This is a genomic window from Levilactobacillus suantsaiihabitans (genome assembly GCF_004745505.1).
Lineage (GTDB): Bacteria > Bacillota > Bacilli > Lactobacillales > Lactobacillaceae > Levilactobacillus > Levilactobacillus suantsaiihabitans.
The window spans coordinates 1-24,408 of sequence record NZ_RKLX01000001.1; the positions used below are offsets into that span (position 1 = coordinate 1).

At 52.7% G+C, this 24,408-nt stretch carries 19 protein-coding genes; 4 read left to right on the plus strand and 15 right to left on the minus strand.

What is annotated here, in order from left to right:
- Positions 1 to 225: transposase (locus EGT51_RS00005; RefSeq protein WP_167850096.1), on the plus strand; the 225-nt coding region annotated here is incomplete at its 5' end.
- Between the two features lie 586 nt (positions 226 to 811).
- Here the strand turns inward: EGT51_RS00005 and EGT51_RS00010 are convergent.
- The 6 genes from EGT51_RS00010 to EGT51_RS00035 all read right to left on the minus strand — a co-directional run bounded on the left by EGT51_RS00010 (position 812) and on the right by EGT51_RS00035 (position 9,364).
- Positions 812 to 1,771 (minus strand): ABC transporter ATP-binding protein, encoded by a 960-nt coding sequence (locus EGT51_RS00010; RefSeq protein WP_135366753.1) that lies wholly within the window; start codon positions 1,769 to 1,771, stop codon positions 812 to 814.
- Positions 1,771 to 2,871, minus strand: a complete 1,101-nt coding sequence (locus EGT51_RS00015) for an ABC transporter ATP-binding protein (RefSeq protein WP_135366754.1) — start codon at positions 2,869 to 2,871, stop codon at positions 1,771 to 1,773. The genes EGT51_RS00010 and EGT51_RS00015 overlap by 1 nt, the downstream gene beginning before the upstream one ends.
- Before the next feature lie 13 nt (positions 2,872 to 2,884).
- Entirely contained in the window at positions 2,885 to 3,910 is a 1,026-nt protein-coding gene (locus EGT51_RS00020) for an ABC transporter permease (RefSeq protein ID WP_135366755.1), read from the minus strand.
- An 11-nt stretch (positions 3,911 to 3,921) separates the two neighbouring features.
- Entirely contained in the window at positions 3,922 to 4,851 is a 930-nt protein-coding gene (gene opp3b / locus EGT51_RS00025; RefSeq protein WP_135366756.1) for an oligopeptide ABC transporter permease, read from the minus strand.
- A 200-nt stretch (positions 4,852 to 5,051) separates the two neighbouring features.
- Positions 5,052 to 6,680 (minus strand): peptide ABC transporter substrate-binding protein, encoded by a 1,629-nt coding sequence (locus tag EGT51_RS00030; RefSeq protein WP_135366757.1) that lies wholly within the window; start codon positions 6,678 to 6,680, stop codon positions 5,052 to 5,054.
- A gap of 1,058 nt (positions 6,681 to 7,738) precedes the next feature.
- Positions 7,739 to 9,364: a peptide ABC transporter substrate-binding protein gene (locus tag EGT51_RS00035; protein ID WP_135366758.1), complete on the minus strand. Its 1,626-nt coding sequence runs from the start codon at positions 9,362 to 9,364 to the stop codon at positions 7,739 to 7,741.
- A gap of 329 nt (positions 9,365 to 9,693) precedes the next feature.
- On the opposite strand from EGT51_RS00035, the gene hflX reads away from it, so the two are divergent.
- Positions 9,694 to 10,971, plus strand: a complete 1,278-nt coding sequence (hflX, locus tag EGT51_RS00040; RefSeq protein WP_135366759.1) for a GTPase HflX — start codon at positions 9,694 to 9,696, stop codon at positions 10,969 to 10,971.
- A gap of 1,050 nt (positions 10,972 to 12,021) precedes the next feature.
- Here hflX and EGT51_RS00045 read toward each other — a convergent pair.
- The 9 genes from EGT51_RS00045 to EGT51_RS00085 form a co-directional block, all read right to left on the minus strand.
- Complete coding sequence (locus EGT51_RS00045) at positions 12,022 to 12,678, minus strand: amino acid ABC transporter permease (RefSeq protein WP_135366760.1); 657 nt, start codon at positions 12,676 to 12,678, stop codon at positions 12,022 to 12,024.
- A gap of 18 nt (positions 12,679 to 12,696) precedes the next feature.
- Complete coding sequence (locus EGT51_RS00050; protein ID WP_135366761.1) at positions 12,697 to 13,335, minus strand: amino acid ABC transporter permease; 639 nt, start codon at positions 13,333 to 13,335, stop codon at positions 12,697 to 12,699.
- Complete coding sequence (locus EGT51_RS00055; protein WP_135366762.1) at positions 13,332 to 14,168, minus strand: transporter substrate-binding domain-containing protein; 837 nt, start codon at positions 14,166 to 14,168, stop codon at positions 13,332 to 13,334. Before EGT51_RS00055 ends, EGT51_RS00050 begins: the two co-directional genes overlap by 4 nt.
- Before the next feature lie 22 nt (positions 14,169 to 14,190).
- Positions 14,191 to 14,931 carry an amino acid ABC transporter ATP-binding protein gene (locus EGT51_RS00060; RefSeq protein WP_135366763.1) on the minus strand — a complete coding sequence of 247 codons (741 nt, stop codon included), beginning with the start codon at positions 14,929 to 14,931 and terminating at the stop codon, positions 14,191 to 14,193.
- A gap of 1,186 nt (positions 14,932 to 16,117) precedes the next feature.
- Complete coding sequence (locus EGT51_RS00065; RefSeq protein WP_135366764.1) at positions 16,118 to 17,047, minus strand: DUF6681 family protein; 930 nt, start codon at positions 17,045 to 17,047, stop codon at positions 16,118 to 16,120.
- 20 nt (positions 17,048 to 17,067) lie between these two features.
- Positions 17,068 to 17,586: a hypothetical protein gene (locus EGT51_RS00070; protein ID WP_135366765.1), complete on the minus strand. Its 519-nt coding sequence runs from the start codon at positions 17,584 to 17,586 to the stop codon at positions 17,068 to 17,070.
- A gap of 74 nt (positions 17,587 to 17,660) precedes the next feature.
- Positions 17,661 to 18,119 carry a Fur family transcriptional regulator gene (locus EGT51_RS00075; RefSeq protein ID WP_125576723.1) on the minus strand — a complete coding sequence of 153 codons (459 nt, stop codon included), beginning with the start codon at positions 18,117 to 18,119 and terminating at the stop codon, positions 17,661 to 17,663.
- A 178-nt stretch (positions 18,120 to 18,297) separates the two neighbouring features.
- Entirely contained in the window at positions 18,298 to 18,873 is a 576-nt protein-coding gene (locus EGT51_RS00080; protein WP_135366766.1) for a nucleoside/nucleotide kinase family protein, read from the minus strand.
- Positions 18,863 to 19,285 carry a bis(5'-nucleosyl)-tetraphosphatase gene (locus EGT51_RS00085; RefSeq protein ID WP_135366767.1) on the minus strand — a complete coding sequence of 141 codons (423 nt, stop codon included), beginning with the start codon at positions 19,283 to 19,285 and terminating at the stop codon, positions 18,863 to 18,865. Before EGT51_RS00085 ends, EGT51_RS00080 begins: the two co-directional genes overlap by 11 nt.
- 711 nt (positions 19,286 to 19,996) lie before the next feature.
- Here EGT51_RS00085 and EGT51_RS00090 point away from each other — a divergent pair.
- Both EGT51_RS00090 and EGT51_RS00095 read left to right on the plus strand, forming a co-directional pair.
- Positions 19,997 to 21,391, plus strand: a complete 1,395-nt coding sequence (locus EGT51_RS00090) for an APC family permease (protein WP_135366768.1) — start codon at positions 19,997 to 19,999, stop codon at positions 21,389 to 21,391.
- A gap of 469 nt (positions 21,392 to 21,860) precedes the next feature.
- Positions 21,861 to 24,302: a Xaa-Pro dipeptidyl-peptidase gene (locus EGT51_RS00095; RefSeq protein WP_135366769.1), complete on the plus strand. Its 2,442-nt coding sequence runs from the start codon at positions 21,861 to 21,863 to the stop codon at positions 24,300 to 24,302.
- Positions 24,303 to 24,408 lie beyond the last annotated feature (106 nt).

Sequence of the window (24,408 nt, forward strand, 5' to 3'; positions counted from 1 at the left end):
AGTCCTCAGCTTCTAACGACCCTTAAAACCTTTATCCATAAAAAGCAGTTCATCAAGAATATGACAAACTGCTTACTCTCCAACGGTCCAGTCGAAGGCGTCAACCGTAAGATCAAACAAATCAAGCGCACTGCCTACGGCTACCGCAACTGGACTAACTTCCACTATAGAATACAGATTGAATTCAATATTCGGGTCCAAAAAAGAGGCCCAATTCGTAAGTGAATTAAACCTCTCAAATTCTCCCCATCAACACCGGTTGACAAAGAGCCAAAAAAACGAGGACCCACAGACAATGACTGTCTGCGAATCCTCATTCCGTTTTATTCAGTTGAAGGTTGAAGATTGAAAGACGAAGATCAGCTGAAACTACTGTATCACGTCCTCATGGCGTCAAAAGTAGTCGTTTTCAGCCTTACAATGCAAACTGATTGCCTACCGTTCGCCAAGGCAATGCTCACCAGTAACAGGCGTCTTATCCCCAGATAGTAGCTGCATTAACGACTAGTCTTTCATTAACACAATGTTGCTGATAGCCGTCAACCTTGCCGGAGGCAGCCAGGGTGGAGCCAGCTGTGTCGGCGGTGTTGGCTGAGGTTTTGTCTCAGCCTACAGCGCGGGACGACTTGGAAGACTGACGGTCTTTGTCAGGCTTTCAAGCGAACCGGAAGACCGCTTCTCAGTCTGGAGGTGTTCCCCAGAGCAGGCGGAACCCTGACTGACGCAGGCGTCTGGTTTCATCAATTCAAGTGGACAGAACACCGTCATTACGGCAATCAGCGCGCTAATTTCACTTTCAACCTTCAGTCAGTTACTTGTGAATCAGCGATGCTTCGTGCGCGCGTTGGGTGTACATGTCAATTTCATCATCAGCGGCGCGGACCCAGTGACGGGGCGCGATTTCGACCAGCTTGCGTTCCTTGCCGTCGTTTTCGCCGCTACCGTCGTAGGCAATTTCTTCCCGGGTCCGTTCGAACTCAGGATCAGGAATTGGCACCGCGGACAGTAAACTCTTGGTGTAGTCGTGCAGCGGGTGGGCGTAGATCTCGTCAGAGTCGGCGATTTCTAGCATCCGGCCGTAGTGCATGACACCGATGCGGTCGGAGATGTACTTGACCATCGACAAGTCATGGGCGATGAACAGGTACGTTAAGCCCTGTTCACGTTGCAACTTCTTCATCAGGTTGACAACTTGCGCTTGAATCGACACGTCCAATGCGGAGATCGGTTCATCGGCGATTACGAACTTAGGATCCACGGCCAAGGCCCGGGCAATCCCGATCCGTTGCCGCTGCCCACCAGAGAATTCGTGGGGGTACCGACTGGAGTGGTCCTTGTTCAGTCCGACCGTTTCCAGCAAGTCTTCCACCTGCTTGGTCCGGTCGGCATCGTCTTTGGCCAAATGGTTGATGTCGATGCCTTCCGCCACGATATCCTTGACCTTCATCCGTGGATTCAATGAGGCGTACGGATCTTGGAAGATCATTTGCATGTCTTGACGGAATTCCCGTTGGTCATCCTTGCTGGTAAAGTTATCCACGTTCTTGCCGTTGAATAAGATCTCACCGGACGTGGGTTCATACAGATGGATGATGGCCCGGCCCGTCGTGGTCTTCCCAGAACCGGATTCACCAACGAGACCAAACGTTTCCCCCTTGTAAATGTCAAAGGAAATATCATCGACCGCGCGAACCTCATCGGCCTTGCCCACGTTGAAGTACTGTTTGAGGTGCTTGACCTCGAGGATTTTTTCGGCATTTTCGTAATCCATTATTGCTGTTCCTCCTGTTCTTCAACTGGGACGCTTGGCCGTTGCTTAGCGACCAAGTCTTTTTGCATAGCGGCGTACTTCTTTTGCCGTTCGACGATTTGTTCCGGTGGGGTCACCTTGGGTGCATCCGGGTGGAGCAACCAGGTCGCCGCGTAATGCGTATCGGATACCTTGAAGAACGGGGGTTCCTGTTCGGTATCGATCTTTAGCGCATAGGCGTTCCGGGCAGCAAAGGCATCCCCTGCTGGCGGATCCAGTAAGTCCGGCGGCGTCCCGGGAATCGATGGCAACTCGTCACCACTGGAATCCAGCGTTGGCATGGAGCTCAACAGGCCCCAGGTGTACGGGTGCTTAGGGTTGTAGAAGATTTCGTCAACCGTTCCATATTCCACGATCTTCCCGGCGTACATGACGGCCACCCGGTCAGCCATGCCGGCCACAACACCCAGGTCATGGGTGATGAAAATGATCGACGTGGAGATTTTGTCTTGCAGTTCCTTCATCAAGTTCAGGATCTGGGCTTGAATCGTCACGTCCAAGGCGGTCGTTGGTTCATCGGCAATCAGGATTTCGGGGTAGTTGATCAACGCAATCGCAATCACGATCCGTTGCCGCATCCCCCCTGAGAATTGGTGCGGGTAATCATTGATCCGGTTTTCCGCATCCGTGATGCCGACCAACTTCATCATTTCCAGTGCCTGCGCCAAGGCCTTTTCTTTCTTCATGCCCTTGTGGACCATCAACGGTTCGGCGATTTGCTTACCGATCCGCATGGTGGGGTCCAGAGACGTCATTGGGTCCTGGAAGATTTCGGCAATATCTTGGCCCCGAATGCTTTCCATTTCCTTGTCGCTTTTCTTCAGCAGGTCTTGGTCCTTGTAGAGGATCGACCCACTGGTAATGTCTGCGTTACGGGCGTTTAAGCCCATGATAGTCCGGGTCGTCACTGACTTCCCAGAACCAGATTCGCCGACGATGGCCAGGGTTTCACCCTTACGGAGGTCAAAGCTGACGTTCCGAATGGCCTTAACGTCACCGGCATACGTTTTGAAATTAACCTGCAGGTTGCGTACTTCCAAAATATTTTTTTCGTTTTCCATGACGTTAGTTCACCTACTCTTTCGTCCGCGGATCAAAAGCATCCCGTAAGCCATCACCCAAGAGGTTGAAGGCTAACATGATGATGGACAGAATCAATGCTGGCCACCACATCTGATAAGGCAGGAACTGGAAGTTCTTTTGCCCATCGTTTAACAACGTCCCTAGCGAAGCCTGTGGTGAGGAAATCCCGATCCCAATGTAGGACAAGGTGGCTTCAAAGAAGATGGCGTTGGGGATGGTAAACATCGTGTTGATGATGATCACACTGGAGAGGTTCGGCAACAGATGCTTAAAGGCAATCTTAAGCGGTCGCTCCCCCAGTGTTCTCGCCGCGAGAATGTATTCTTGCTCCTTGATCTCCATGGTCTGCGCTCGGACGAGTCGGGCCATGTTGACCCACGACGTCAGCGCGATGGCGATAATAATCGACGTCATCCCTGGTTTCAAGATCAAAATCAGTAAGACGATGACGACCAGGTTAGGGATGGAGAGGATGATTTCGATGACCCGTTGCATGAACGTATCAACGCGACCACCCTTCCAGCCCGAGAACATCCCGTACGTGACCCCAATCGTTAAGTCAAACAGCGTGGCCACTAACGCGATGATCAAGGAGATCCGCGTCCCGTAGAGTACTCGAGAGAACAGGTCCCGACCTAAGTAGTCGGTCCCCATGATGTAAAACTTGCCGGAAGCCCCAGCCTGCTTGTAAGCGTCGACCCGTTCGCCCGCCTGGACCAAGGTCCCGTTGAACCCGTTGATGTTCACACCGGGAATCTTCGACGGTAAGTTGGCGTAGGACGGGTTAACGGCGTTAGGGTTATGCGGGGAGACCACCAGTGACCCGAAGGCCATGATGAAGATGATGGCCAACACGATCAAGGAGACCCAGGCCCCCTTGTTTTTCTTCAACCGCCGCCAAGCATCTTGAGCGAACGTTAAGGAAGGTGCCGCAATTTTTTCACTATCCAGTGATGCCCGATCATCGCCGGAAATTCGCTTAAAGCTATCTTCAGGGAGTTTAACTGTATCTGCCATTTATTTACCTCCTAGTTAGCCTTGCCTGTGATCCGAATCCGTGGGTCAACGATTCCGTAAAGGATGTCGGTGATCAACAGAACGACACAGAGCATAAATGAATAGATGATGGTCAGACCCATAATGGTTGGGTAATCGTTCGTTAAGACGGACTTAACAAATTGTTCCCCGATTCCAGGGATGGAGAAGATATTTTCCACAACCATGGATCCGGTCATGATGTTCACGGCTAACGGTCCAACGATCGTAATCAACGGAATCAGACTGTTCCGCAGCGCATGGTGGTAAATGATCCCCGTGCGACTCAGCCCCTTGGCCTTGGCGAGTTCAATGTAATCCGAACTCAACACGTCGACCATTTCCGTTCGGACGAACCGCGCCGACTCGGCTAACGGCGTCGCTCCTAACGCGAGGGTCGGCAACACCGTGTAGATGAAGCCACCCCATTCGGCGATGGGGAACCAGCCCAGCTTTAACCCCAGGTAGTACTGGAGTAAGACGGCCAACACGAAGGACGGAATAGAAATCCCTAAGATGGACACGACCGTAGCGGTGGTATCAACCCAGGTATTTTGCCGCATGGCCCCAAAGGCCCCGACGATGATACCCAGGATAACCCCGAAGATCATGGCTTGCAGCCCAATCTGCAAGGATGGTCCGATCCGACTTGAAAGCAAGTAGGAAACGGGTTGATCGCTAAATTGGAAGGACGTTCCGAAGTTACCGCGGACAGCCCCTGCCAGATACAGCAGGTACTGTTGCCAGACTGGCTTATCCAAACCATATTGTTCGTAGATCAGCGCAATCTGACTTTTGGACAACTTAGCTTGGTTGGTCAGTGGCGTCCCGGGTAACAACTTCATTAGGAAGAACGTCACGGTAATAACAATGAATAAGGTCAGGATCAAGTAAAAGATCCGCTTTGCTAGGTACTTTGCCATTTGTTTACCTCTCAATCAGTAGACTTATTCGTTACCGTTAAGTTGTTAAACTTAACAAGAACTCCACAAAAACAACAAGATGATAAATGATTGCAATAATATCGAAAAGTAAGGACCAACTCGCGTTAATCCTTACTCCCCGATAAAGCTTATTATGTCAGATTTACACCTGACGAGTAATAACTGAATTAATTCGTGGCTTACTTAGAAATGTAGGCTTGACTGAAGTCCCAGTTAGCGCCGGTTGGGAAGTAGATCAATCCCTTGACGTTGGACTTAACCAATTGGGCTTTCCCTTGTTGGTAAATTGGGATGATCCCTTGGTCATTCAAGATGGCCTTTTGTGCACCAACCATGTCGTTCCAACGAGCAGCGGTGTTGTTGGCATCCTTACCAGTTGCGGCAGCGACATCCTTGTCGTAAGTCTTGTTCGACCATTTCCCGTTGTTGTATGAGTTGTCAGAGGTGAACAGTGACAGGAAGGAAATTGGGTCTGGGAAGTCGGCACCCCAAGCAGAAACCACGGCATCGAATTGCCCATTTTGTGAACGGCTCAACCGCGTCTTGAATGGCAGGTTGCTGTTGGTAACCTTGATGTTGCCTAACTTCGCCCATTGACTTTGCACAAATTCGGTGATGTTCTTACCGGCTGGCGTATCGTCGGCCATTAAGGTGAAGGAGTAGCTTGAACGACCGGTTTCCTTCAAGGCTTGCTTCCAAAGCTTCTTCGCCTTAGCCAAGTTTTGGGAAGTTGCTGAAGGAACAGCGGCGTCCGTGTTGAAGTCCTTACCCTTGTAAGAAGCTAACCCGGTTGAAACTAACCCTTTAGCCGTCGTTGACCCATCGGCTAAGACCTTGTTGACGAATTGGTTCCGGTTGATGGCCAATGATAAGGCTTGACGTGCCTTCTTGTTCTTCATCATGGAATCTTTCTTTTCGTTCAACTCGATGTAGAAGGTCGAAGCACTCTTCCGTTCAACGTATTGCTTAGAGTTCTTGTAGTTCTTTGGTTGTTGGCCACTCAAGTAAGTTGCATCCAGCTTGCCACTTTGGTATTGACTCAAAGCCGTTTGCGGATCCTTCATCGTCTTGATGTTGATCTTCTTTAGTTTAACATTCTTCGCGTTCCAGTACTTAGTGTTTTTACTCAAGGTCCAGTTATCGGACGTCCCAGTCCAGTATGTTAACTTAAATGGACCGTTGTAGACGTTCTTCTGGGCATTTGTTGCGTAACCCTTGCCGTACTTTTGAACGACTGATTGGTTTTGCGGGAAGAACATGGGACTGGCTACCAATGAAGGGAAGTAACTAGTGGCTTGCGTTAAGGTAACGACCACTTTGTAGTTCCCGACAGCCTTGACACCCAAGCTAGAAACGGCCTTCTTCTTGTTCATGATGGCGTTGGCGTTCTTAACCGGTGCGTACATGTAAGCGTATTGGGAAGCCGTCTTTGGATTGACGGTCCGGCGCCAGGCGTAAACGAAGTCTTTGGCGGTTACCTTGTCGCCGTTGCTCCAGTTGGACTTCCGGAGGTTAAAGGTGTAGGTCTTCCCGTCTTTGGACTTGGAGTAGCTCTTGGCGACCCCAGGATGAATGGAACTGTTCTTGCCAATCCGTAACAGACCTTCACCGGTGTTGTTCATGGTTTCCCCAGAAACGACGTCGGTTGCGGTCGATGAATCCATGGAAGGTAATGCGGAACTTTCCATCCAATTTAACGTTTGCTTGCTGGCTTCGCTAGAACTGCTGGAAGATGACCCACACGCTGCAAGTAAGACTGCCGCGAACGTAGCCACCGTCCCTAGTTTGACTGCCGAATTGATTTTCATTTAAATCCAACCCCTCTTAGTTGTTGTTTGCGAAATAAATTGACAACCTCAAATTTGATATTGCAATTGTATATTAGAAAAAGATTAAAATCAATAGGAATGGCTAATTTATTTTAAAAAAGTTTATAGAAACGTTGATATATCAAGGATATAAAATAAAAATTAAAATCTGATGTCACATTTAATCGGCCAAAAATTCACCATTTTTGTATACCATATACAAGAAAATGGCATAAAAATTAACTCGCTACTCACCGAGTATTCAATCTTTAAAGTGCTTACCAAGATGGGTAAAACGGTTTATGAGAATTGGACGAGGAACTTCGGTCGCTGACCGATCAATCCGGTTCACCAGAATTGACGGCTAGTTGGGCCACCACGGCGACTTATAACCTTCCCCGCGTTATTAGCCGGCTTCCTACCAATTGGCCCGGACAGCCCCGTTTTGGGCGACGAGTGAGCAAAACAAAACGAGCCTGGGAAAACCTCCCAGGCTCGTTGCGTTACCTTTACATAGTCGAAACGTGGCCACAAAGTAGTCGTTTTCAGCCTTACAATGCGAACTGGCCGCCTACCGTTCGCCAAATATGGGTTGGAACGCTGGGGCGGACGGGTCGAGCCAAAAGGCGGTCTCGACACCTCGCTTTGAGCCGCAGCCCACGTCTCAAAGACGCCAGTTGTCTAAGCGGCATGAATCGCGCCGCTAAGACAACTCCCACGGCTGAACCCATATTTGGCGAACTCTCGGCTACGGTGGTGCGTGCCAGTAGTATTCGTCTTAACCCCAGATAGTAGCTGCATTGACGACTAGCCTTTCATTACAGTGCTGTTGGTAACCGCCAACTTGCCGACGGCAGCCAGGGATGGCCCCATCTGGGTCAGCGGTGTTGGCTGAGGTTTTGTCTCAGCCTACAGCGCGGGACGACTTGAGAGAATGGTGGGCTTTACCAGGCTCTCAAGCAAACCGGAAGACCGCCCCTCAGACTGGAGGTGTTTCCCAGAGCAGGCCCCACCCTAGCCTGACGCGGGCATCTGGTTTCCGCAATCTATCTGACGACTTACTTGCTAATGTAAGCCTTGCTGAAGTCCCAGTTCGAGCTGACTGGGAAGTAGACGATGCCCTTGACTTTGGACTTCATCAGCTGTGGCTTGCCGCTTTGGTAAATCGGAATGATCCCTTGGTCCTTCAACAAGACCTTTTGGGCGTCGACCAGGTTTTGCCAACGCGCGGCTGGCTTGTTGGCGTTGGTCGTGGTGGCTTCCTTGACTAGCTTGTCGTAAGTCTTGTTCGACCATTTCCCATTGTTGTAGGAATTGTCAGACGTGAACAGCGACAGGTCGGTGATTGGGTCTGGGAAGTCCGCCCCCCACAGGGTCACCACGGCATCAAATTGGCCATCAGCAGACCGGGCCAACCGCGTCTTGTATGGTAAATTGCTGTTGGTGACCTTGAAATTAGGCAGCTTGGACCACTGACTTTGAACGTATTCCGTCGTGCTCTTGCCTTCGGCGGTGTCGTCAGCCATCAGCGTCAGAGAATAGCTCTTCCGGCCGGTCTCCTTCAACGCTTGCTTCCAGAGCTTCTTGGCCTTGGCGACGTTGTGTTCCGTAGCTGCGGGAATCGAGGCTTCAGACGCGAAGTCCTTGCCGTTGCGCACGGCCAGTCCCGCCGTCACGATGCCGTTGGCGACCTTGGAGCCGTTATCCAGCACTTGGTTGACGAACTGTTTACGGTTCAAGACCAGCGACAACGCCTGGCGCGCCTTGACGTTACGCATCATGGAATCTTTCTTCTCGTTGAGTTCCAGGTAAGCGACCCGCGAACTGTTACGGGCGTGGTATTCCTTAGAATTCTTGTAGTTCTTCGGTTGTTGCCCACTCAGGTAAATCGCGTCGAGCTTGCCACTTTGGTATTGACTCAGCGCCGTTTGTGGATCCTTGACGGCACTAAATTTGATGTGCTTGAGCTTGACGGACTTGGCATTCCAGTACTTGGTGTTCTTGGTCAGCGTCCAGTTGTCGGACGTCCCGGTCCAGTACGTCAGCTTGAAGGCCCCGTTGTAGACGTTGTTTTGTGCGTTGGTGGCGTACTTCTTGCCGTATTTCTCCACGACCCGTTGATTCTGCGGGAAGAAGGCGGTCTGAGCGACCAACGTTGGGAAATAACTGACTGGATGAACCAACGAGACCTGGACCTTGTAATTGCCCAAGGCCTTGATGCCCAGCGTGGAAACGGCCTTCTTGCCCGCCATAATGGCGTTGGCGTTCTTCACGTCCGCGTACAGGTAAGCGTACTGCGACCCCGTCTTGGGATTCACGGTGCGTTGCCAACCGTAAACGAAGTCCTTGGCGGTCACTTTGTCGCCGTTACTCCAGTTGGATTTACGCAGATTAAAGGTGTAGGTCTTGCCGTCCTTGGATTTGGTATAGCTCTTGGCCACGCCGGGATGCGTGCTACTGTTTTTGCCAAATTTCAACAGGCCCTCACCCGTGTTATTCAGCGTTTCCCCGGAGACCACATCGGTTGCCAATGAATTGTCCATCGTTGGTAATGCCGAGGACTCCATCCAATTTAACGTTTGATTCTTGGCTTGACTCTGACTCGACGAGGTCCCACACGCTGCTAACGCAACCGTTGTCAGCGCGGCGACCGTCCCTAATTTCAAAACTGATCGAATCTGCATAGACTTCCAACCCTTCTCATTAGTTTACCTAACCAATTGGTTATTGATGACAACTATATATTAAAATAAGATGAGAATCAATACCGAATCTTAATTATTTAACAATTTCGTAGGGAGCCCTTTAACCACAGTCACTTTCGCCCATCTTTTAGTTAAACCAGCGCCGTATTCTCACTGCAGCAGCCACATTTTCTATCATCGTATTATCATTTATTGATCTGAATTATTCGGCGACTGCGCGTCTTTTCAGCGAACCATTGCCTAATCCTGCGGCGTTTGCCAGCAAGCATGTTATACTTGGCCTATAGACTTTAAAGGAGGGTGATCTTTTGGAAGAAACCCCACGAACACCGGTCGTCACGATTGGCTTAAACGCTGGTCAGGCCACCTTTGGCTACTCGATGACTGAACTGAAAAACTTGGTGGAAGCCAACAACATGACAGTGGTTGAAGAGATTCAACAATCACTGCCCAAGCCCAACCCGGGCACTTACTTCGGGACGGGGAAGGTCGAAGAGCTGGCCACCATTGTCGCCGATGATGGCGTCGATACCATCGTGGTCAACGATGAGCTGACCCCTAGTCAGATTCGTAACTTGGAGGCGGGCACCAAAGCGCGCATCATGGACCGGACGGGTTTGATTTTGGAAATCTTCGCCAACCGGGCCCAGTCCCGCGAAGCCAAGCTCCAGGTCCAACTGGCCATGTTGCAATACCAACTGCCCCGGCTGCACACCAGCGCTTCGCAACGGCTGGACCAACAGACCGGTAGCGGTGGCGGCGGTGGCTTCACCAACCGTGGTTCTGGTGAATCCCAAACGGAAATGAGTCGCCGGACCATTCAGCGGTCCATCAACCACGTGAACCACGAACTCAAGGAAATTAACCAGGCGGCGGCCACCCAACGCCAACAGCGGGAACGCAATGAACTGCCTTCCGTCGCGTTAGTCGGTTACACCAACGCCGGCAAGTCCACGTTGATGAACGCGTTGGTCCGTGAATTTGGTAAGAGCGAAGAAAAACAGGTCTTCGTCAAGAACATGCTGTTCGCCACGTTGGATACCAGCGTGCGCCAGCTGACCTTCCCCGACCAAAAGAAGCTGCTACTTAGCGACACGGTCGGCTTCGTGAGTCAACTGCCAACGCAACTGGTCAAGGCCTTCCGCTCCACGTTAGCCGAAGCCGCCAACGCCGACCTCTTGATCCAAGTCGTTGACTACGCGGACCCAAACAAGGAAGCCATGATGGCCACCACGGAACAGACGTTAGAAGACATTGGCGTTACCGATGTGCCGATGATCACAGTCTTCAACAAGGCCGATTTGACCGACGCCCACTATCCGAACCGGGTCGGCGATCAGCTGATTCTCTCCGCCATGGATGCTGATTCCATTGACGCATTAGTTCAGGCCGTTAAGGAAAAGGTCTTCCACAATTACGTGACGGCTAACTTCCTGATCCCGTTTGCGGATGGGGACGTCGTGGCCTACATGAACGACCACGCCAACGTGCTGGACACCAATTACGAGGCGGATGGCACTGCGCTCAAAGTCGAGCTCCAGTCCGCCGACTTCGACCGCTTCAAGCAATACGTCGTTACTGAGTAAGGCGGTTGGCCGCCTCCAGCTCGCCAACCGCCTTACCGCTCCGTGAAATTCTAGTCTGGAACGCTGGGGGAAGGACCGCCCCGAGCCTGAGAAACGGTCTCGGGGCTTGCTTTGAGCCAGAAAATCACTGTCTCAAAGACACCAATTTGCCAGCAAAACCCGCTGGCAAATTCCCCGGCTGAGACTAGATTTCACTCCGCTCTCGGCTACTTTTGTGGTCATCCCTATTTACTTCCAGCGGCTCATGGTTGTCGGTAACATTGTGCTAGCAGGAATTAAGTGACGAGCTTCCGGCTACAGGGTGCTTGTCAGTCACAACGGTTCAGCTCTCGGCAGGTGTGAATTCACTGACTAATTGCTAGTCATTCAGCGCCGTTGATCTAAGCTCTTGTTTTTACTAGGTACTTAGTGGACACAAAGCCTGGACGCCAACCCGTTAGCGTTACTTTCAATAATCATCGACCTAGCCACTCGCTTCTTCTTGCGAGTGGCTTTTTGTAACTCTTTCTTAGCTAATTGAAGGTTGGACCTAAAATTAACGCGCCGATTACCGTAATGACGGTGTTTTGACACCTAAGATTGATGAAATCTGGTGCCTGCGCCGGCCAGGCTGACGGCTACCAGTAACACTATGTTAATGACCAGTCGTCAATGCAGCTACTATCTGGGGTTAAGACGACTGTTACTGGCAAGCGCTACCGTAGCCGGGAGTTCGCCAAATATGGGTTCAGCCGTGGGAGTTGCCTTAGCGGCACGGTTCATGCCGCTTAGACAACTGGCGTCTTTGAGACGTGGGCTTCGGCTCAAAGCGAGGCGTCGAGACCGAACTTTGGCTCGGCCCGTCCGCCCCAGCGTTCCAACCCATATTTGGCGGACGGTAGGCGGCCAGCTCGAATGTGAGGCTGTAAACGACTATTTTTGACGTCATAAGTCGCATGATAACAATGGCTTCAGTTGATTTTCACCTTTCAATCTTCAGTTAGCTAATGATCAAAAAACGCCCAGCCATTTCGCAATGAGATGGCTGGGCGTTTTTGGTTTTCATTTAAGTTAGGCTTGGCGCTTTTCCAGGTAATGGGCGAGCACGGACAAGCAGTAACAAACGATAAAGTACATCAGAGCAATCGCCACGAACATCGGGATGATGTAGTTGGTGTTTTGCCCGTAGATAATCTGTGAGCGGTACAGCATTTCTGGCAACAGGATGATGGTGGCCAGCGACGTGTCCTTGACCAGTGAAATGAACTGGCTGACGATGGCCGGAATCATCTTGACCATAGCTTGTGGCAACACAATGTACCACAGGCCTTGCCAGTAGGTCAACCCGTTGGCGCGGGCCCCTTCCATCTGGCCTGGGTCGACGGCTTGAATCCCGGAACGCACGATTTCGGCCAACATGGTCGATTCGAAGATTGTCATGGCCAAAATGGCGGCCGGAATAATTTCGGGTTTGACCCCCAGGTTGGGGAGCCCGAAGTAAGTAAAGAACAGGATCAAGATCAGCGGCAGGTTACGGATGATATCAATGATCAATCCCACGATGGCTGATAAGTATTTGATCTTCACGTACCGAATGACCCCGAGAATCGAGCCGATAATAAAACTCCCAATGATGGACACGATAGAGACCAGAATCGTGATCCCCAGCCCACCGAACAGGTAGCGTAGGTTATCTGGGGAGTAGGCATCAATAAAGTTTTGTAACATAATTTATTCTCCTCCCCTTTAAGCTAACCGTTTTTCCAAGTAGCGCATGTAGTAACTGATCGGCATGGTGATGACCAAATACAAGACCCCGACCGCCGAGTACGCTGCGATGGTTTCCAGCGAACTCGAGGCGATGACGTTACCTTGGTACATCAAATCAAAACCACCCACGAAGGCTAACGTTGAGGAGTTCTTGACCAGGTTCACGAATTGGTTACCCAGTGGCGGAATCACGTAACGAAAGGCTTGCGGCAAGATGATGTAGCGCATGGCTTGCCAGAAGGACAATCCATTGGAGCGAGCCCCTTCCATTTGCCCCGGGTCAACGGATTGGATCCCGGCCCGAACCGTTTCGGCGATAAAGGCCGAGGTGTAAAGCGTCAACCCAATCGTGCCGGCCGTAAACCCGTTCATCTTGATGACGTACAGCGGGAACACCACGTAGAAGAACATGGTGATGACCAGCAGCGGGATGTTCCGAAAAATTTCAATATAGACCCGGGCAATGCCACGGGCCACCTTGCTGGGTGATTCTTCTAACAGGGCAAAGAACGTCCCGAGAATCAAACTGAAGATCAGGGCAAGAATGCTACAAAGCAGCGTTTGGCCTAACCCATAGAGTAAGGTGCCCCCATATTCTGAAAAGATATGAATCATTCTTTAGCCGCCTCCTTGTAGTCAAAGCCCTTGACGTTGTGGAACCACTTGTGCAAGAGCTTGTCATAGGTCCCGTTTTGCCGCAACTCGGTCAAGGCCTTGTTGGTGGCATTTCTAAACGGTGTCTGGTTCTTGTCCATCGCGATGCCGTATGGTTCGGAAACGAACGTCCCTCCGGTCACTTCATAGCCTGGATTTTGGACGGACATCCCGTACAGGATCCCGTTATCGGTGGTCAACGCTTGCCCTTGGCCGGACTTCAATGCCGTCATGGCTTGCGCGTAGTCGGTCAGTTGTAAGACCTTGGCGTTGGGTGCGACCTTGGCGACGTTTTCCACGGAGTCAGAACCCACGACCCCAAGGACTGTGCCTTTTTCCCGGTTCAAATCTTTGACATTTTTAATGCTGCTACCACGCTTGACCAACAGCGATTGGCCGGCGTAGAAGTACGTGTTGGAAAACGCGACTTGCTTGCGCCGCTCCGGCGTATTGGTCATGGTCGCAATAATGGCGTCGATATTCCCATTTTTCAGCATCGGCATCCGGGTCGAACTCGTGACCTGAATGAACTTGGCCTTGGCATCCTTGCCCAGCATCTGCTTGGTCAGCGCCGTGGCTAAATCAACTTCAAAGCCCTTGATTTTCCCATCCTTGGTGTCTAGCAATCCAAACAACCGGGTATCTGCTTTGACACCCCAAGTGATCGTCTTAGACTGCTTGTCCGTCTGGTACACGTTTCGTGCGGACAGCGGCTTGCTGCCACACGCACTGACGATTACGGTCAAGGCAACCAGGGAGAGTAGCAGGCCCAAACTGCGAATTAATTTTTTCATCGTGAGCATACCTCCCCTGTGATTAGTGTGTCAAAATCTTGCTTAAGAATTGCCGTGCCCGTTCGTTGCTTGGCTCGCCATCGAAGAACTTCTCCTTGGAGTCGTCTTCCAAAATGCGGCCGTCCGCCATGAAGATCACCCGGTTGGCCACTTCACGCGCAAAGCCCATTTCGTGGGTCACAATCAAAGACGTCATACTGGAGTCACGGGCAATCGTCTTCATAACGTTCAGCACATCATCGATCATTTCGGGGTCCAAGGCACTGGTTGGTTCGTCGAACAAGAGGCACTTCGGCTTCATTGCCAGCGACCGCGCAATGGCGATCCGTTGTTGTTGCCCCCCGGAGAGTTGCGACGGCATCTTGGGTGCTTGGTCAGCTAACCCAACGCGGTCGAGCATTTCCATGGCGACCTTCTTGTTTTCCGTTTCGTCGCGGTGCAAAACGATCCGCGGTGCCAGCATGACGTTTTCCAAAATCGTCTTGTTGGCATAGAGGTTAAAGTGTTGGAACACCATCCCCACGTTCTTGCGGATCCGGTTCATGTCCGTCTTCGGGTTGGCCAGGTCTTGGCCGTTAACGATCAATTGCCCATGGCGAATCTGTTCCAGCCCATTGACGGTCCGAATCAGCGTCGACTTCCCGGAACCAGACGGCCCAATCAGCACAACCGTTTCCCCGGCATCGATCGTTAAATTAATGTTGTGTAGCGCGTGGAAATCGCCGTAATACTTTTCCACGTTGTGAAATTCAATCATTGACATAAGTATTCCCTCCACTAGTGATTTTTTGCCGTACTTGCGGCGACTAGCGCCCGAACCCAATCCCGTAAGACTGAGTTTTTAAAGTGTCTAAAGTAAAGTTTAAACCAAAAAAATTACCCGGTCAAAATAAACAGCTCTAGACCGCCTAGTCCCACAGACCGTTTTGGGGGTCAAAGGTTAGGTGTACCACGGGTTTTTGCGCCCTAAATTTTTTTCAAACGCGTCAACCCGTGACAGATGCGTCATTCGCCAACTTTTCACGTCCGCAACCATTTATACTACCGCGACGATTTTTCCCGTGATTGCGCCATTTTGGGGTGACAATTCTGGGTTGGATTTCGTTAGTAAAGATAGAGGATGATTGGCCTGGTTGGTGTCCGCGGCAGGGTGTGTACTGGCCGCCTTACCGTTCACTAGCTAGTCGTTGGAACGCGGTGGGCGGACGGGTCGAGCCAAAGAGCGGTCTCGACACCTCGCTTTGAGCCGATAAATCGCGTCTCAAAGACGCCAGTTCCCTAAGTGGCCAGAACCGTGCCACTAAGGGAACTCCCACGGCTGAACGCCTATCTAGTGAACTCTCGGCTACGGTGATGTTTGTCCGCAACGACTGGTGCCAATTGCCAGTCACAACCTGTAGCTTCAACTACCGTTATTCCCCCAATCCGACGGTAATCGTAACCGCCGACTTCGCAAATGACTGCATCCAAACAGTACTCAGGTGCTCCAATCGTTTTAGTATCACCCGTTCGTGTCGTCCCCTCATGCACCGCTTCAGGATACTAGCTAATACCGGTTATTCCTGAGGTTTACACCAGAGTCTCCCTCGCCACAACAAAAAACGCCGACCCCGATAATGGGCCGACGCAATGCTTTTCAGTTTCAGATTAGTTGACACGACTCTGTCACCACCACTAACCGGCTTGGCGAACAATCGTCAGCCAGTTACTTGGCAGGAACTACCGTAGTCGGAAGTTCGCTAAGGATGAGCTCAGCCGTGGGAGTTGCCTTAGCAGCGCTCTTGGCTGGTTAGGCAACTGGCGTCTTTGAGATGCGGGCTTCAGCTCAAAGCGAGGGGCGAGACCGCCCTTTGGCTCGACCCGTCCGCCCACCGCGTTCCAGTCTCATCGTTAGCGAACTGGAGGCGACAGGCGTCCCCACCATTAACGCAGGCGGACACCCACCAATCTTAGTGGTGGTAGCGGGAGGTGCGCGTCATTGGTTCATCGCTGGTGGCAGTGGCGTCGTAGCGGGCCTGACGACTGGTTTCTGTCGGCGTCTCGCGCTGGGCGTAACGTGCCGTAGCTGGGCGGTCGTCATGGTGCTTGTACGCCAGTTGGACGGCCACTTGGAACTCATTGGGCTGTTCGATCAACGACGTCCGGCCCAAGACCTTGAACGGCCCGCCGACTAACGTTGCGTTGGCCAGGTACAGTTCAAACTGGTCGCGGACATCGGCGACGTCTTGCAGGCCGACCGTGCTGACCACGCCGACCCGTTGTTTCTCCGCTTGATTGATGCCGGCGTAAACCACCAGTTGGTGGCCTTCCGTTTGCATTTCAAAGTAGGGAATCAAGACCGCCGGGCCAGAGGCGTAGACCGGTTTGCCCGTCTTGCGCGTCTGTTCCATGATCTCGCGGTCGCCCAAGCCAGAATAGTCCAGCTGGAGCAGTTGGTTCTGTTGTAAGCGCGTCGCCAGGTTTTGGACGTTTTGCGCGTCGCTGGCGGTGGCCGTTAATTTCCCGGGTAATATTTTCTTTTCATCGAAATACCCGTTGGCCGGAATGTTGCGGCCACCACGCATGGGTTGGGGCGTTTCCTCTGCTTCTTTGGGCTTGATGTGTAGCCATTTTTCAATCTTCGGTGAGATGTCAAATGGCGCCTTTTTTTCCGTGAAATAATACACCGTGTTCAAATAAACAAAGTATAACAGAATCAGTGCCACGAGCAGGATCAATAACCCCCAGAACGGGTGGCCATTTTGGAGATACCGGAACCCGATGTAAAACAGATAGAGGTCCCCTAAGGCGCCAATGATGACGTAGATACGGTTCTTAATTTTCGCGTTGACGTTGATGTAGCCTAAATAATGGTTGACCATGTCAAGAAAACTTAACATTGTCGGTCCCCCTTCCTTCGTTATTGATTCGAATCAGTTGTCCCGTAAGTCGTCGCATTCTGATTATCGGTCGTGTCAGTGGTGTCATTGGCGGTGTCGGCCGTACTGTTGTCGGTCGTGTTATCATCCGTCGTAGTCGTTGAAGAACTGACCGCACTGGAAGACGTCTTCTTTTTCTTCGACGTGGTCGTCCCAGTACTTCCAGTCGTGCCCGTCGTATCAGCCGTGCTGGATTCCGTGGTGGACGTCTTCTTGGCCGACGAACTTTCCGTATCCGTGGATGAGCTGTCAGACGACTCGCTACTGCTGTCAGAACTGTCTTTAGATGAATCTGAATCCTTTTTCTTACTGTCGTCGCTGGCCTTCTTCGAATCACTCGACGAGAAGCTGCTGACGAGTGATGAGCTGGTATTTGACACCCGTGAAGCCCCTTCATTGGTCTTCGTGACGGTGTTGGTCACGACGTTCGTTGCCCCGAGCGCTAGTGCCATCGAGACAATCGCGAATGGCGTAATCAAGGGTGGTGTACGATACCCCATGCGTCATTCCTCCTTCCGTTTACCTAACTACGACCATTGTCGCATAGGAAACTCAAAAATCCGTCAAATTTCTCTTAATTTTTCACTAAGTCTTGTTCCTGGACACCGGCCGCCTTGCACTCGGCACACAGGCCGTAGAGCTCAAAGCTGTGACCCGCAATTTCACAACCGGGTAACTGGTCGGAGAAAAAGTCCATCGGGCACATTTGCAGTTCAATCACCTTGCCGCAATTTTGGCAGACAAAATGATGGTGGTGCTGGTGGTGCAAGTCACACTGATACTTGACCCGCGCGCGTTCTTGTTCCGTGTTTTGCTCCACGATGCCGACTTCCTCGAATTCCTTCAAGTTGCGGTAGACCGTGTTGTGGCTCATCCCCGGAAACTCCGTGCGCATGTAAGCATCGACGGTCACCACATCGGTGTAGTGCGCCTGATTGGTCAACAGGAACTCTAAGAGTGCGTGCCGTTGCTTGGTCATCTTTAATTTATTCTTCTTTAAAATCGCTACGGCGGTACTTAAAGATTCTGCCATGATGGGTGGCCTCCTTGATTTATTTTCTTTGCACTAATGTCGGTGGTACTGGCCGCCTTGCCGCTCCGTGAAACTCTAGGCTGGAACGAGTGAGTGGCTGGCTTAGTGAGCGACCAGTCGGCTAGTGTTATTGCTAGTTGCCGAATTCCCTGTTAGTTTATCATATTTACTGCGAAACTCAACTATCGATTGCTTCGTCGCGCTGGAGGCGGGTCATCAGGTCGTCCAGCTTGATCTGGGTTTGTTGCCAATCGTCGTTGTTCAACTGAATGGCCTTGCCCTGTAATGCCAGGGGCATGGTCAAGTCGCGGCGGTACTCGGCACTGGCCAGGCGTTGGGCCATCATGTGCTCATCGTCCCCCCGTTTGCTCAACCGGTGGGCCAATTTATCTGGCTGACTCACCGTTAGGAAAATGATGACGGCTTGGTCGCCCAACTCCTGAGCGTAGGTGATGGCGCCGGCCGAATCTAACACGATCGCGTCAAACGGCGCCCGTTTGAACCCGCGCGCCAGTCCTTCTTTCGACGACCCATAATGGTAGCCCGCATAAACGACGGATTCCAGATAATGGTTCTGCGGGAAACTCGCTGGCGTTTCAAAATAATAATCAACGCCGTCGACTTCCCCCTGGCGTGGTGGGCGCGTGGTGTGCGTGATGACCTTGGTCACGGGATAGTGGCTCACCAGGTAATTTTGGACCGTGGTCTTGCCCGTTCCCGTAGCGCCGGTAATCACCAATACTTTAGGCGTCATGGTGGCCCTCCAGATAGGTGTTGGCCTGATCCAACAAGCCCTTCAGGTTGTCATAGCTCAACGTCTGCCGTGCTGTGGGATAATCAAACCAGCCAAAGTCACTGATTTCTTCAACCTGACGCGTAATCTTGCTATCGGCTGGCACCAACGCCGTATACAGCACCACATGCTTGTGATGCCCATTGGCCATGTCGTAATCCAGGTCCGCATGAAATTCCGGATTGATGGCGACCGCTAACTGGGTCTCCTCGCGAATCTCACGAACTGCCGTGGCAATGTCACTTTCGTCGCCCTCCACGTGGCCCTTGGGAAATCCCCAGAAGTCGCTGGTGGCACTCTTTAATAGTAGATATTGGATCTGATCATCAACCAAGCGGTAAACGACCGCTCCACTAGCATTTTCGGTAATCATGTGGTGTTTCCTCCTCGAATTTGACTAAACTCCTTCTATTCTAAATCGAAACACCGGGTAATGGGTAGAATTTCACTCTCTTTTCCCCGAAAATGCCGCGAACTCTCATTGACTTTTAATTTAATCTTAGGGTACACTATCTGCAACATCACCATTTTCGCGGGAAAAACCGCCTAAAGTGCTGAAACTCGCGGGCACAATGTGTATTATCAATGTATGGGGGAGCGCACCCCGGTCGCCTTACCGTTCCGTAGTGGATGCTGTCCGCCTTGCCGTTCGCTAAATCTGGGCTGGAACGCGGTAGGCGGACGGGGCGAGCCAAAGAGCAGTCTCGCCACCTCGCTTTGAGCCGAAGCCCAGATTTAGCGAACTATCGGCTCCGTTGGTGGCCATCAGTCATGTTAGTGTCACCTGCTATCTTACATAGCCGCAACACCCATGACAATCGACATCACCTCACAATGGTCTAAATAGCCACCATGTTAGCCGGGAGTGGAGCGAAGGCTAGGCTCAGCCGGGGAATTTAGCAGCGCCTTTTGCTGATAAATTGGTGACTTTGAGACGGTGTTTTTCCGGCTCAAAGCAAGGTCCGAGACCGGGCTTTGGCTCGGGCCGTCCTCCCCCAGCGTTCCAGCCTAGACTTTCGCGCAACGGTAGGCGACCAACACGACTCAGATTTCATGTTTCATCTATTATATTAGGAGGCTTTTTATGGGACTTGCGCGTATATTTCGTCGCGAACGCTTAGATAACTACTTGCGAAGTGACCAACACTTTGCCAAAACAATGACGGCCAAGGACTTGATGTCGTTGGGGATTGGGGCCGTCATTGGGACCGGGATCTTCATTTTGCCCGGTACCATCGCCGCGCAATACAGTGGCCCCGGCATCGTCTTATCCTTTCTGATTGCCGCCATTGTCTGTTCCACCGCCGCCATGTGCTACGCCGAATTTGCCTCCGTCTTGCCGGTCGCCGGTTCAGCTTACTCCTATGGCAACCTGGTCTTTGGTGAAATCATTGGCTGGGTTCTCGGGTGGGCACTGATTCTGGAATACGTTTTAGCCGTCGCCGCCGTGGCCAACGCGTTTGGCGCCTATTTCAAGTCCTTTCTGGCAGGATTCGGCCTCAATCTGCCCAACACCATCACCGGTCCCTACGACCCGGCGCACGGCACTTACGGCAACCTGATCGCCATTCTGGTGGTTTTTTTCATCAGTTGGCTGCTCAATCGCGGGATGCGTGAATCCATGCGCATCAACAATGCCATCGTCATCGTCAAAATTGCCATTATCATTTTATTTGTGGCGGTCGGCATTTTCTACGTGCGGCCCAGCAACTGGCAACCGTTCGCTCCGTTTGGCTCCAAGGGGATTTTGCGCGGGGCCTCGACCGTGTTCTTCGCTTACTTGGGCTTTGACGTGGTCTCGGCATCGGCGGCCGAGGTCAAGAACCCCAAGAAGAACATGCCCATCGGAATCATCGGCACGCTGATTGTGGCCACCGTTTTGTACATGCTGGTCGCCATCGTTTTGACCGGGATGGTCCACTACACCAAGCTAAACGTCGCCGATCCCGTGTCTTTTGCTTTGACGCTGGTCCACCAAAACTGGACGTCTGGCATCATCTCGCTGGGCGCGTTGGCCGGGATGTTTACCATGATGGTCACCATGATCTACAGCTCCTCGCGGTTAATCTACTCGGTCGGTCGCGACGGCCTGTTGCCGAAATTTCTAGGCAAGATCGACGACCAAACCGGGACGCCAAAGCATAGTCTGGGCGTGGTGACCATTGTGATTGCTTTACTGGGCGGCTTCGTGCCACTGGCCCAGCTGACCAACCTGGTTAACATCGGGACGTTGGTCGCCTTTCTGTTTGTCTCCTTCGGGATCTTACGCTTGCGCAACCTCCCCGATTTGCCCCACAACACTGGCTTCCAGGTGCCGTTGTATCCATATTTGCCGATTCTGTCCGGGCTTTTATGCTTTTACATGATGCTCCAACTGCCAGCTGAAACGTGGATTGCGTCGTCCATCTGGTTTGCGCTGGGCCTGCTGATCTACTTCGGCTACGGCCTCCGCCACAGCCGGCTCAACGACCAATCCTAGGTTCTAAGCAACACGGTGCGTGCTGGCCGCCTTACCGTTCGCCCCAGCCAGTCTGGAACGCTGGGGGACGGCGAAAGCCAAAGAGCGGTCTTTCACCTCGGCTGAGCCCGGCTGGGACTTCACTCACGGCTTAGATGGCAGATGTCAGAATCATTGGCCGCGTTGTGTCGTGTGCCTCAGCAATTGCTAATCCCACTTTTCAGCTAACTGTTTTCGTAGCCGGAGGCTGTCAGGGATGGCGCCAGCTGTGTCGACGGTGTTAGCAGAGGTTTTTTCTCTGCTTACAGCGTGGGACGACTTGGGAGACTTGCGGGTTGTGCAAGGCTTCCAAGCGAACCGGAAGCCCGCTTCTGGGCTGCAGGTGTTCCCCATAGCAGGCAGAATCCCTGACAGCCGCAGGCGACCAGTCCCCCCTAGTTTTTCCAAGAAACGTTGATTTCAAAAAAATTGATAAGGTAGGCGAAGATTTATGCGTAACCAACAATTTGCCATTCGGCCCACGGCACCCGCCCAGGCCCTTGACGAACTTCAACGAATTCACTTTTTAGATGAGAAAAGTGCTGACCTCAGTACCCCAAGTCTGCTCTTGCAAGACTTGTATGACCGGAGTTGGCCAGAGTTTAAGACCCCTGACGTCATTCACCAGCAACTGGCCAACCTGATGGCAACGCCAGATACCGATGGCTGGGCGTTTCTAAGCCATCATGATACTGTCCCTGTCACAGTCTTTTACAACCTAGCGTTACAACGGCTGGGCTTTGCGGTCGACCTGGACTTCAAATTGGCCGACCCGCTGGCTGCCATGGCCAAGATTCAGTTGCCCGTGGCCGACCATGCCGGCAATGACTTCACTATTGCCGAGCTCAAACAGGCTTGGTATCACCTGCTGACGACGCATTCCAAGAACGGGCAGACCTTCTTAGACCAACTGACCACCCACGGCTATTTCGAACCACTCGTGCACGACCCCAACGTGGACAAGCCCCTGATCTTTAACGGCAAATCCCAGGCAGTCTTTGACACGACCCAGCTGATTCGCGAGGTCGTTTACGTCGAAAGCGCCCAAGATACCGACCACGACGGCCAACGCGACCTGTTGAAAGCCGAGATCATTCGCCCAGCGGAAACGGAAGCCGGGTTAAAAGTGCCCGTCCTCTACACCGCCAGCCCGTACAATCAGGGCACCAACGACGAGGCCGGCGACCACATGATGCACAACGTCAACGTGCCGCTGCAGCCCAAGCAGCCCAATGACACGACGTTAGCCGACGTGACCGCCCAACCAGATACCACGCCAGTCCCGGCCCCTCGGCCCGTCACTGCCACCACCAAAGAAGCCGAACAGACCTTTGCGCGAGAACAATCCTACACGTTGAACGACTACTTCTTGGCCCGCGGCTTCGCGGTCGTTTATGCGGCCGGAATCGGGACGCTGGATTCCGATGGCGTCCGGACGACCGGTGACCCCGAGGAAACGACCTCCACGATTGCCATCATCGAATGGCTGGCTGGCAACCGCACGGCCTTCACCAGCCGCGCGGCCACTCAGGCCATCCCCGCTTGGTGGAGCAATCACGCCATCGCCATGACCGGACGTTCCTACCTGGGCACGCTAGCCACGGCTGCGGCCACGACCGGTGTTGCGGGTCTCAAGACCGTCATTTCCGAAGCGGCCATTTCCAACTGGTACGATTACTACCGTGACGGCGGTCTGGTCATTGCGCCCGGGGGCTTCCCCGGTGAAGACGCCGACGTGCTGGCCGAGGAAACGTTTAGCCGGCAACTCCAAGCTGGCGACTACCACCGCATCCAGGCCAAATGGCAAGCCGACCTGGCCGCCATCACCCATGACCAGGACCGCGCGACCGGGAACTACAACCGTTTCTGGGACGCCCGTAACTACCTGAAGCATGCGAAAAATATCAAGGCCGACCTCTTGCTGGTCCACGGCCTCAACGACTGGAACGTCAAGCCACGCAACGTTAATAACCTTTGGAACGCCGTGCGCGACTTACCCGTCACCAAGAAATTGATTCTGCACCAAGGCCAACACATCTACATCAACGCCTTTCGTTCGATTGACTACACCGACATCGTCAACCTGTGGCTGACCCACGAACTGCTGGGGGTCGACAACCAGGCCGAAACGCTGTTGCCCAACGTTATCATTCAGGACAATACGCAACCGGAAACCTGGCACGCCTACCCCGACTGGGATGCGCCAACCAACCCAACGCGCAGCTTTAATTTACAACACGATGAGCTGGTCGACCAGCAGACCCACGACCCGCTGGCCTACGCCACCAGCTTTAACGACCAATTGCCGGTCGAACAATACAACCGCTACACACACGACATCGCGGCTTGGCAAAACGACCTGCTGGGCGACAAACACAATGCCATGTTTAACCACCGGTTGATCTTCAAGTCCGCGGTCTTGACCGACGATCTGTTGCTGGACGGCAAGCCAGTGGTCGACCTGCGCGTGGCGGTCAACCAACCGGTCGGCATGTTGAGCTTCCAACTCGTGGACTACGGCGATGCCAAACGCCTAGGTGTCTCACCCACCATTCTGGCGCGCAAGGCCCTCGACGAAGGCTACCGCTGGCGTGAAGACGACCTGCGTGAATTCCAGCCGGCCGCAACCACGCCATTTAAGATGATCACCAAAGGCCATCGCAACCTGCAAAACCGGACCAACACTTACCACGTCGATGAGCTGAAGCCTAACGCGTTCTACGACCTGAGCGTGACCCTGCAGCCGACCCACTACCGGCTGCTTGCCGGCCACCAGTTGGGACTGGTCATCTATGCTACTGACTTCGGCATGACCGTCCGCGGTAACCAGGACCTGCAGTACTCCATCCAGCTCGGCAACTCCGCCCTGCACCTGCCTTACCTGGCGGAATAGTCTGGGCAACGTGGTAGCAGGGGCTGGCCGCCTGCCGTTGCGCGAAATTCCAGGCTGGAAACGCTGGGGGAGGACCGCCCCGCTTCATAGCAGGTGCTGGCCGCCT

What these genes read in the sequence shown, in the direction of transcription:
- EGT51_RS00080 (WP_135366766.1), bottom strand. Translation starts at nt 18,873, where the DNA reads ATGACGCCTAAAGTATTGGTGATTACCGGCGCTACGGGAACGGGCAAG.
- EGT51_RS00075 (WP_125576723.1), bottom strand. Translation starts at nt 18,119, where the DNA reads ATGGCAGAATCTTTAAGTACCGCCGTAGCGATTTTAAAGAAGAATAAA.
- EGT51_RS00010 (WP_135366753.1), bottom strand. Translation starts at nt 1,771, where the DNA reads ATGGATTACGAAAATGCCGAAAAAATCCTCGAGGTCAAGCACCTCAAA.
- opp3b (WP_135366756.1), bottom strand. Translation starts at nt 4,851, where the DNA reads ATGGCAAAGTACCTAGCAAAGCGGATCTTTTACTTGATCCTGACCTTA.
- EGT51_RS00065 (WP_135366764.1), bottom strand. Translation starts at nt 17,047, where the DNA reads ATGTTAAGTTTTCTTGACATGGTCAACCATTATTTAGGCTACATCAAC.
- EGT51_RS00030 (WP_135366757.1), bottom strand. Translation starts at nt 6,680, where the DNA reads ATGAAAATCAATTCGGCAGTCAAACTAGGGACGGTGGCTACGTTCGCG.
- EGT51_RS00020 (WP_135366755.1), bottom strand. Translation starts at nt 3,910, where the DNA reads ATGGCAGATACAGTTAAACTCCCTGAAGATAGCTTTAAGCGAATTTCC.
- EGT51_RS00095 (WP_135366769.1), top strand. Translation starts at nt 21,861, where the DNA reads ATGCGTAACCAACAATTTGCCATTCGGCCCACGGCACCCGCCCAGGCC.
- EGT51_RS00070 (WP_135366765.1), bottom strand. Translation starts at nt 17,586, where the DNA reads ATGGGGTATCGTACACCACCCTTGATTACGCCATTCGCGATTGTCTCG.
- EGT51_RS00085 (WP_135366767.1), bottom strand. Translation starts at nt 19,285, where the DNA reads ATGATTACCGAAAATGCTAGTGGAGCGGTCGTTTACCGCTTGGTTGAT.
- EGT51_RS00015 (WP_135366754.1), bottom strand. Translation starts at nt 2,871, where the DNA reads ATGGAAAACGAAAAAAATATTTTGGAAGTACGCAACCTGCAGGTTAAT.
- EGT51_RS00055 (WP_135366762.1), bottom strand. Translation starts at nt 14,168, where the DNA reads ATGAAAAAATTAATTCGCAGTTTGGGCCTGCTACTCTCCCTGGTTGCC.
- EGT51_RS00045 (WP_135366760.1), bottom strand. Translation starts at nt 12,678, where the DNA reads ATGTTACAAAACTTTATTGATGCCTACTCCCCAGATAACCTACGCTAC.
- EGT51_RS00050 (WP_135366761.1), bottom strand. Translation starts at nt 13,335, where the DNA reads ATGATTCATATCTTTTCAGAATATGGGGGCACCTTACTCTATGGGTTA.
- EGT51_RS00060 (WP_135366763.1), bottom strand. Translation starts at nt 14,931, where the DNA reads ATGTCAATGATTGAATTTCACAACGTGGAAAAGTATTACGGCGATTTC.
- EGT51_RS00035 (WP_135366758.1), bottom strand. Translation starts at nt 9,364, where the DNA reads ATGCAGATTCGATCAGTTTTGAAATTAGGGACGGTCGCCGCGCTGACA.
- EGT51_RS00090 (WP_135366768.1), top strand. Translation starts at nt 19,997, where the DNA reads ATGGGACTTGCGCGTATATTTCGTCGCGAACGCTTAGATAACTACTTG.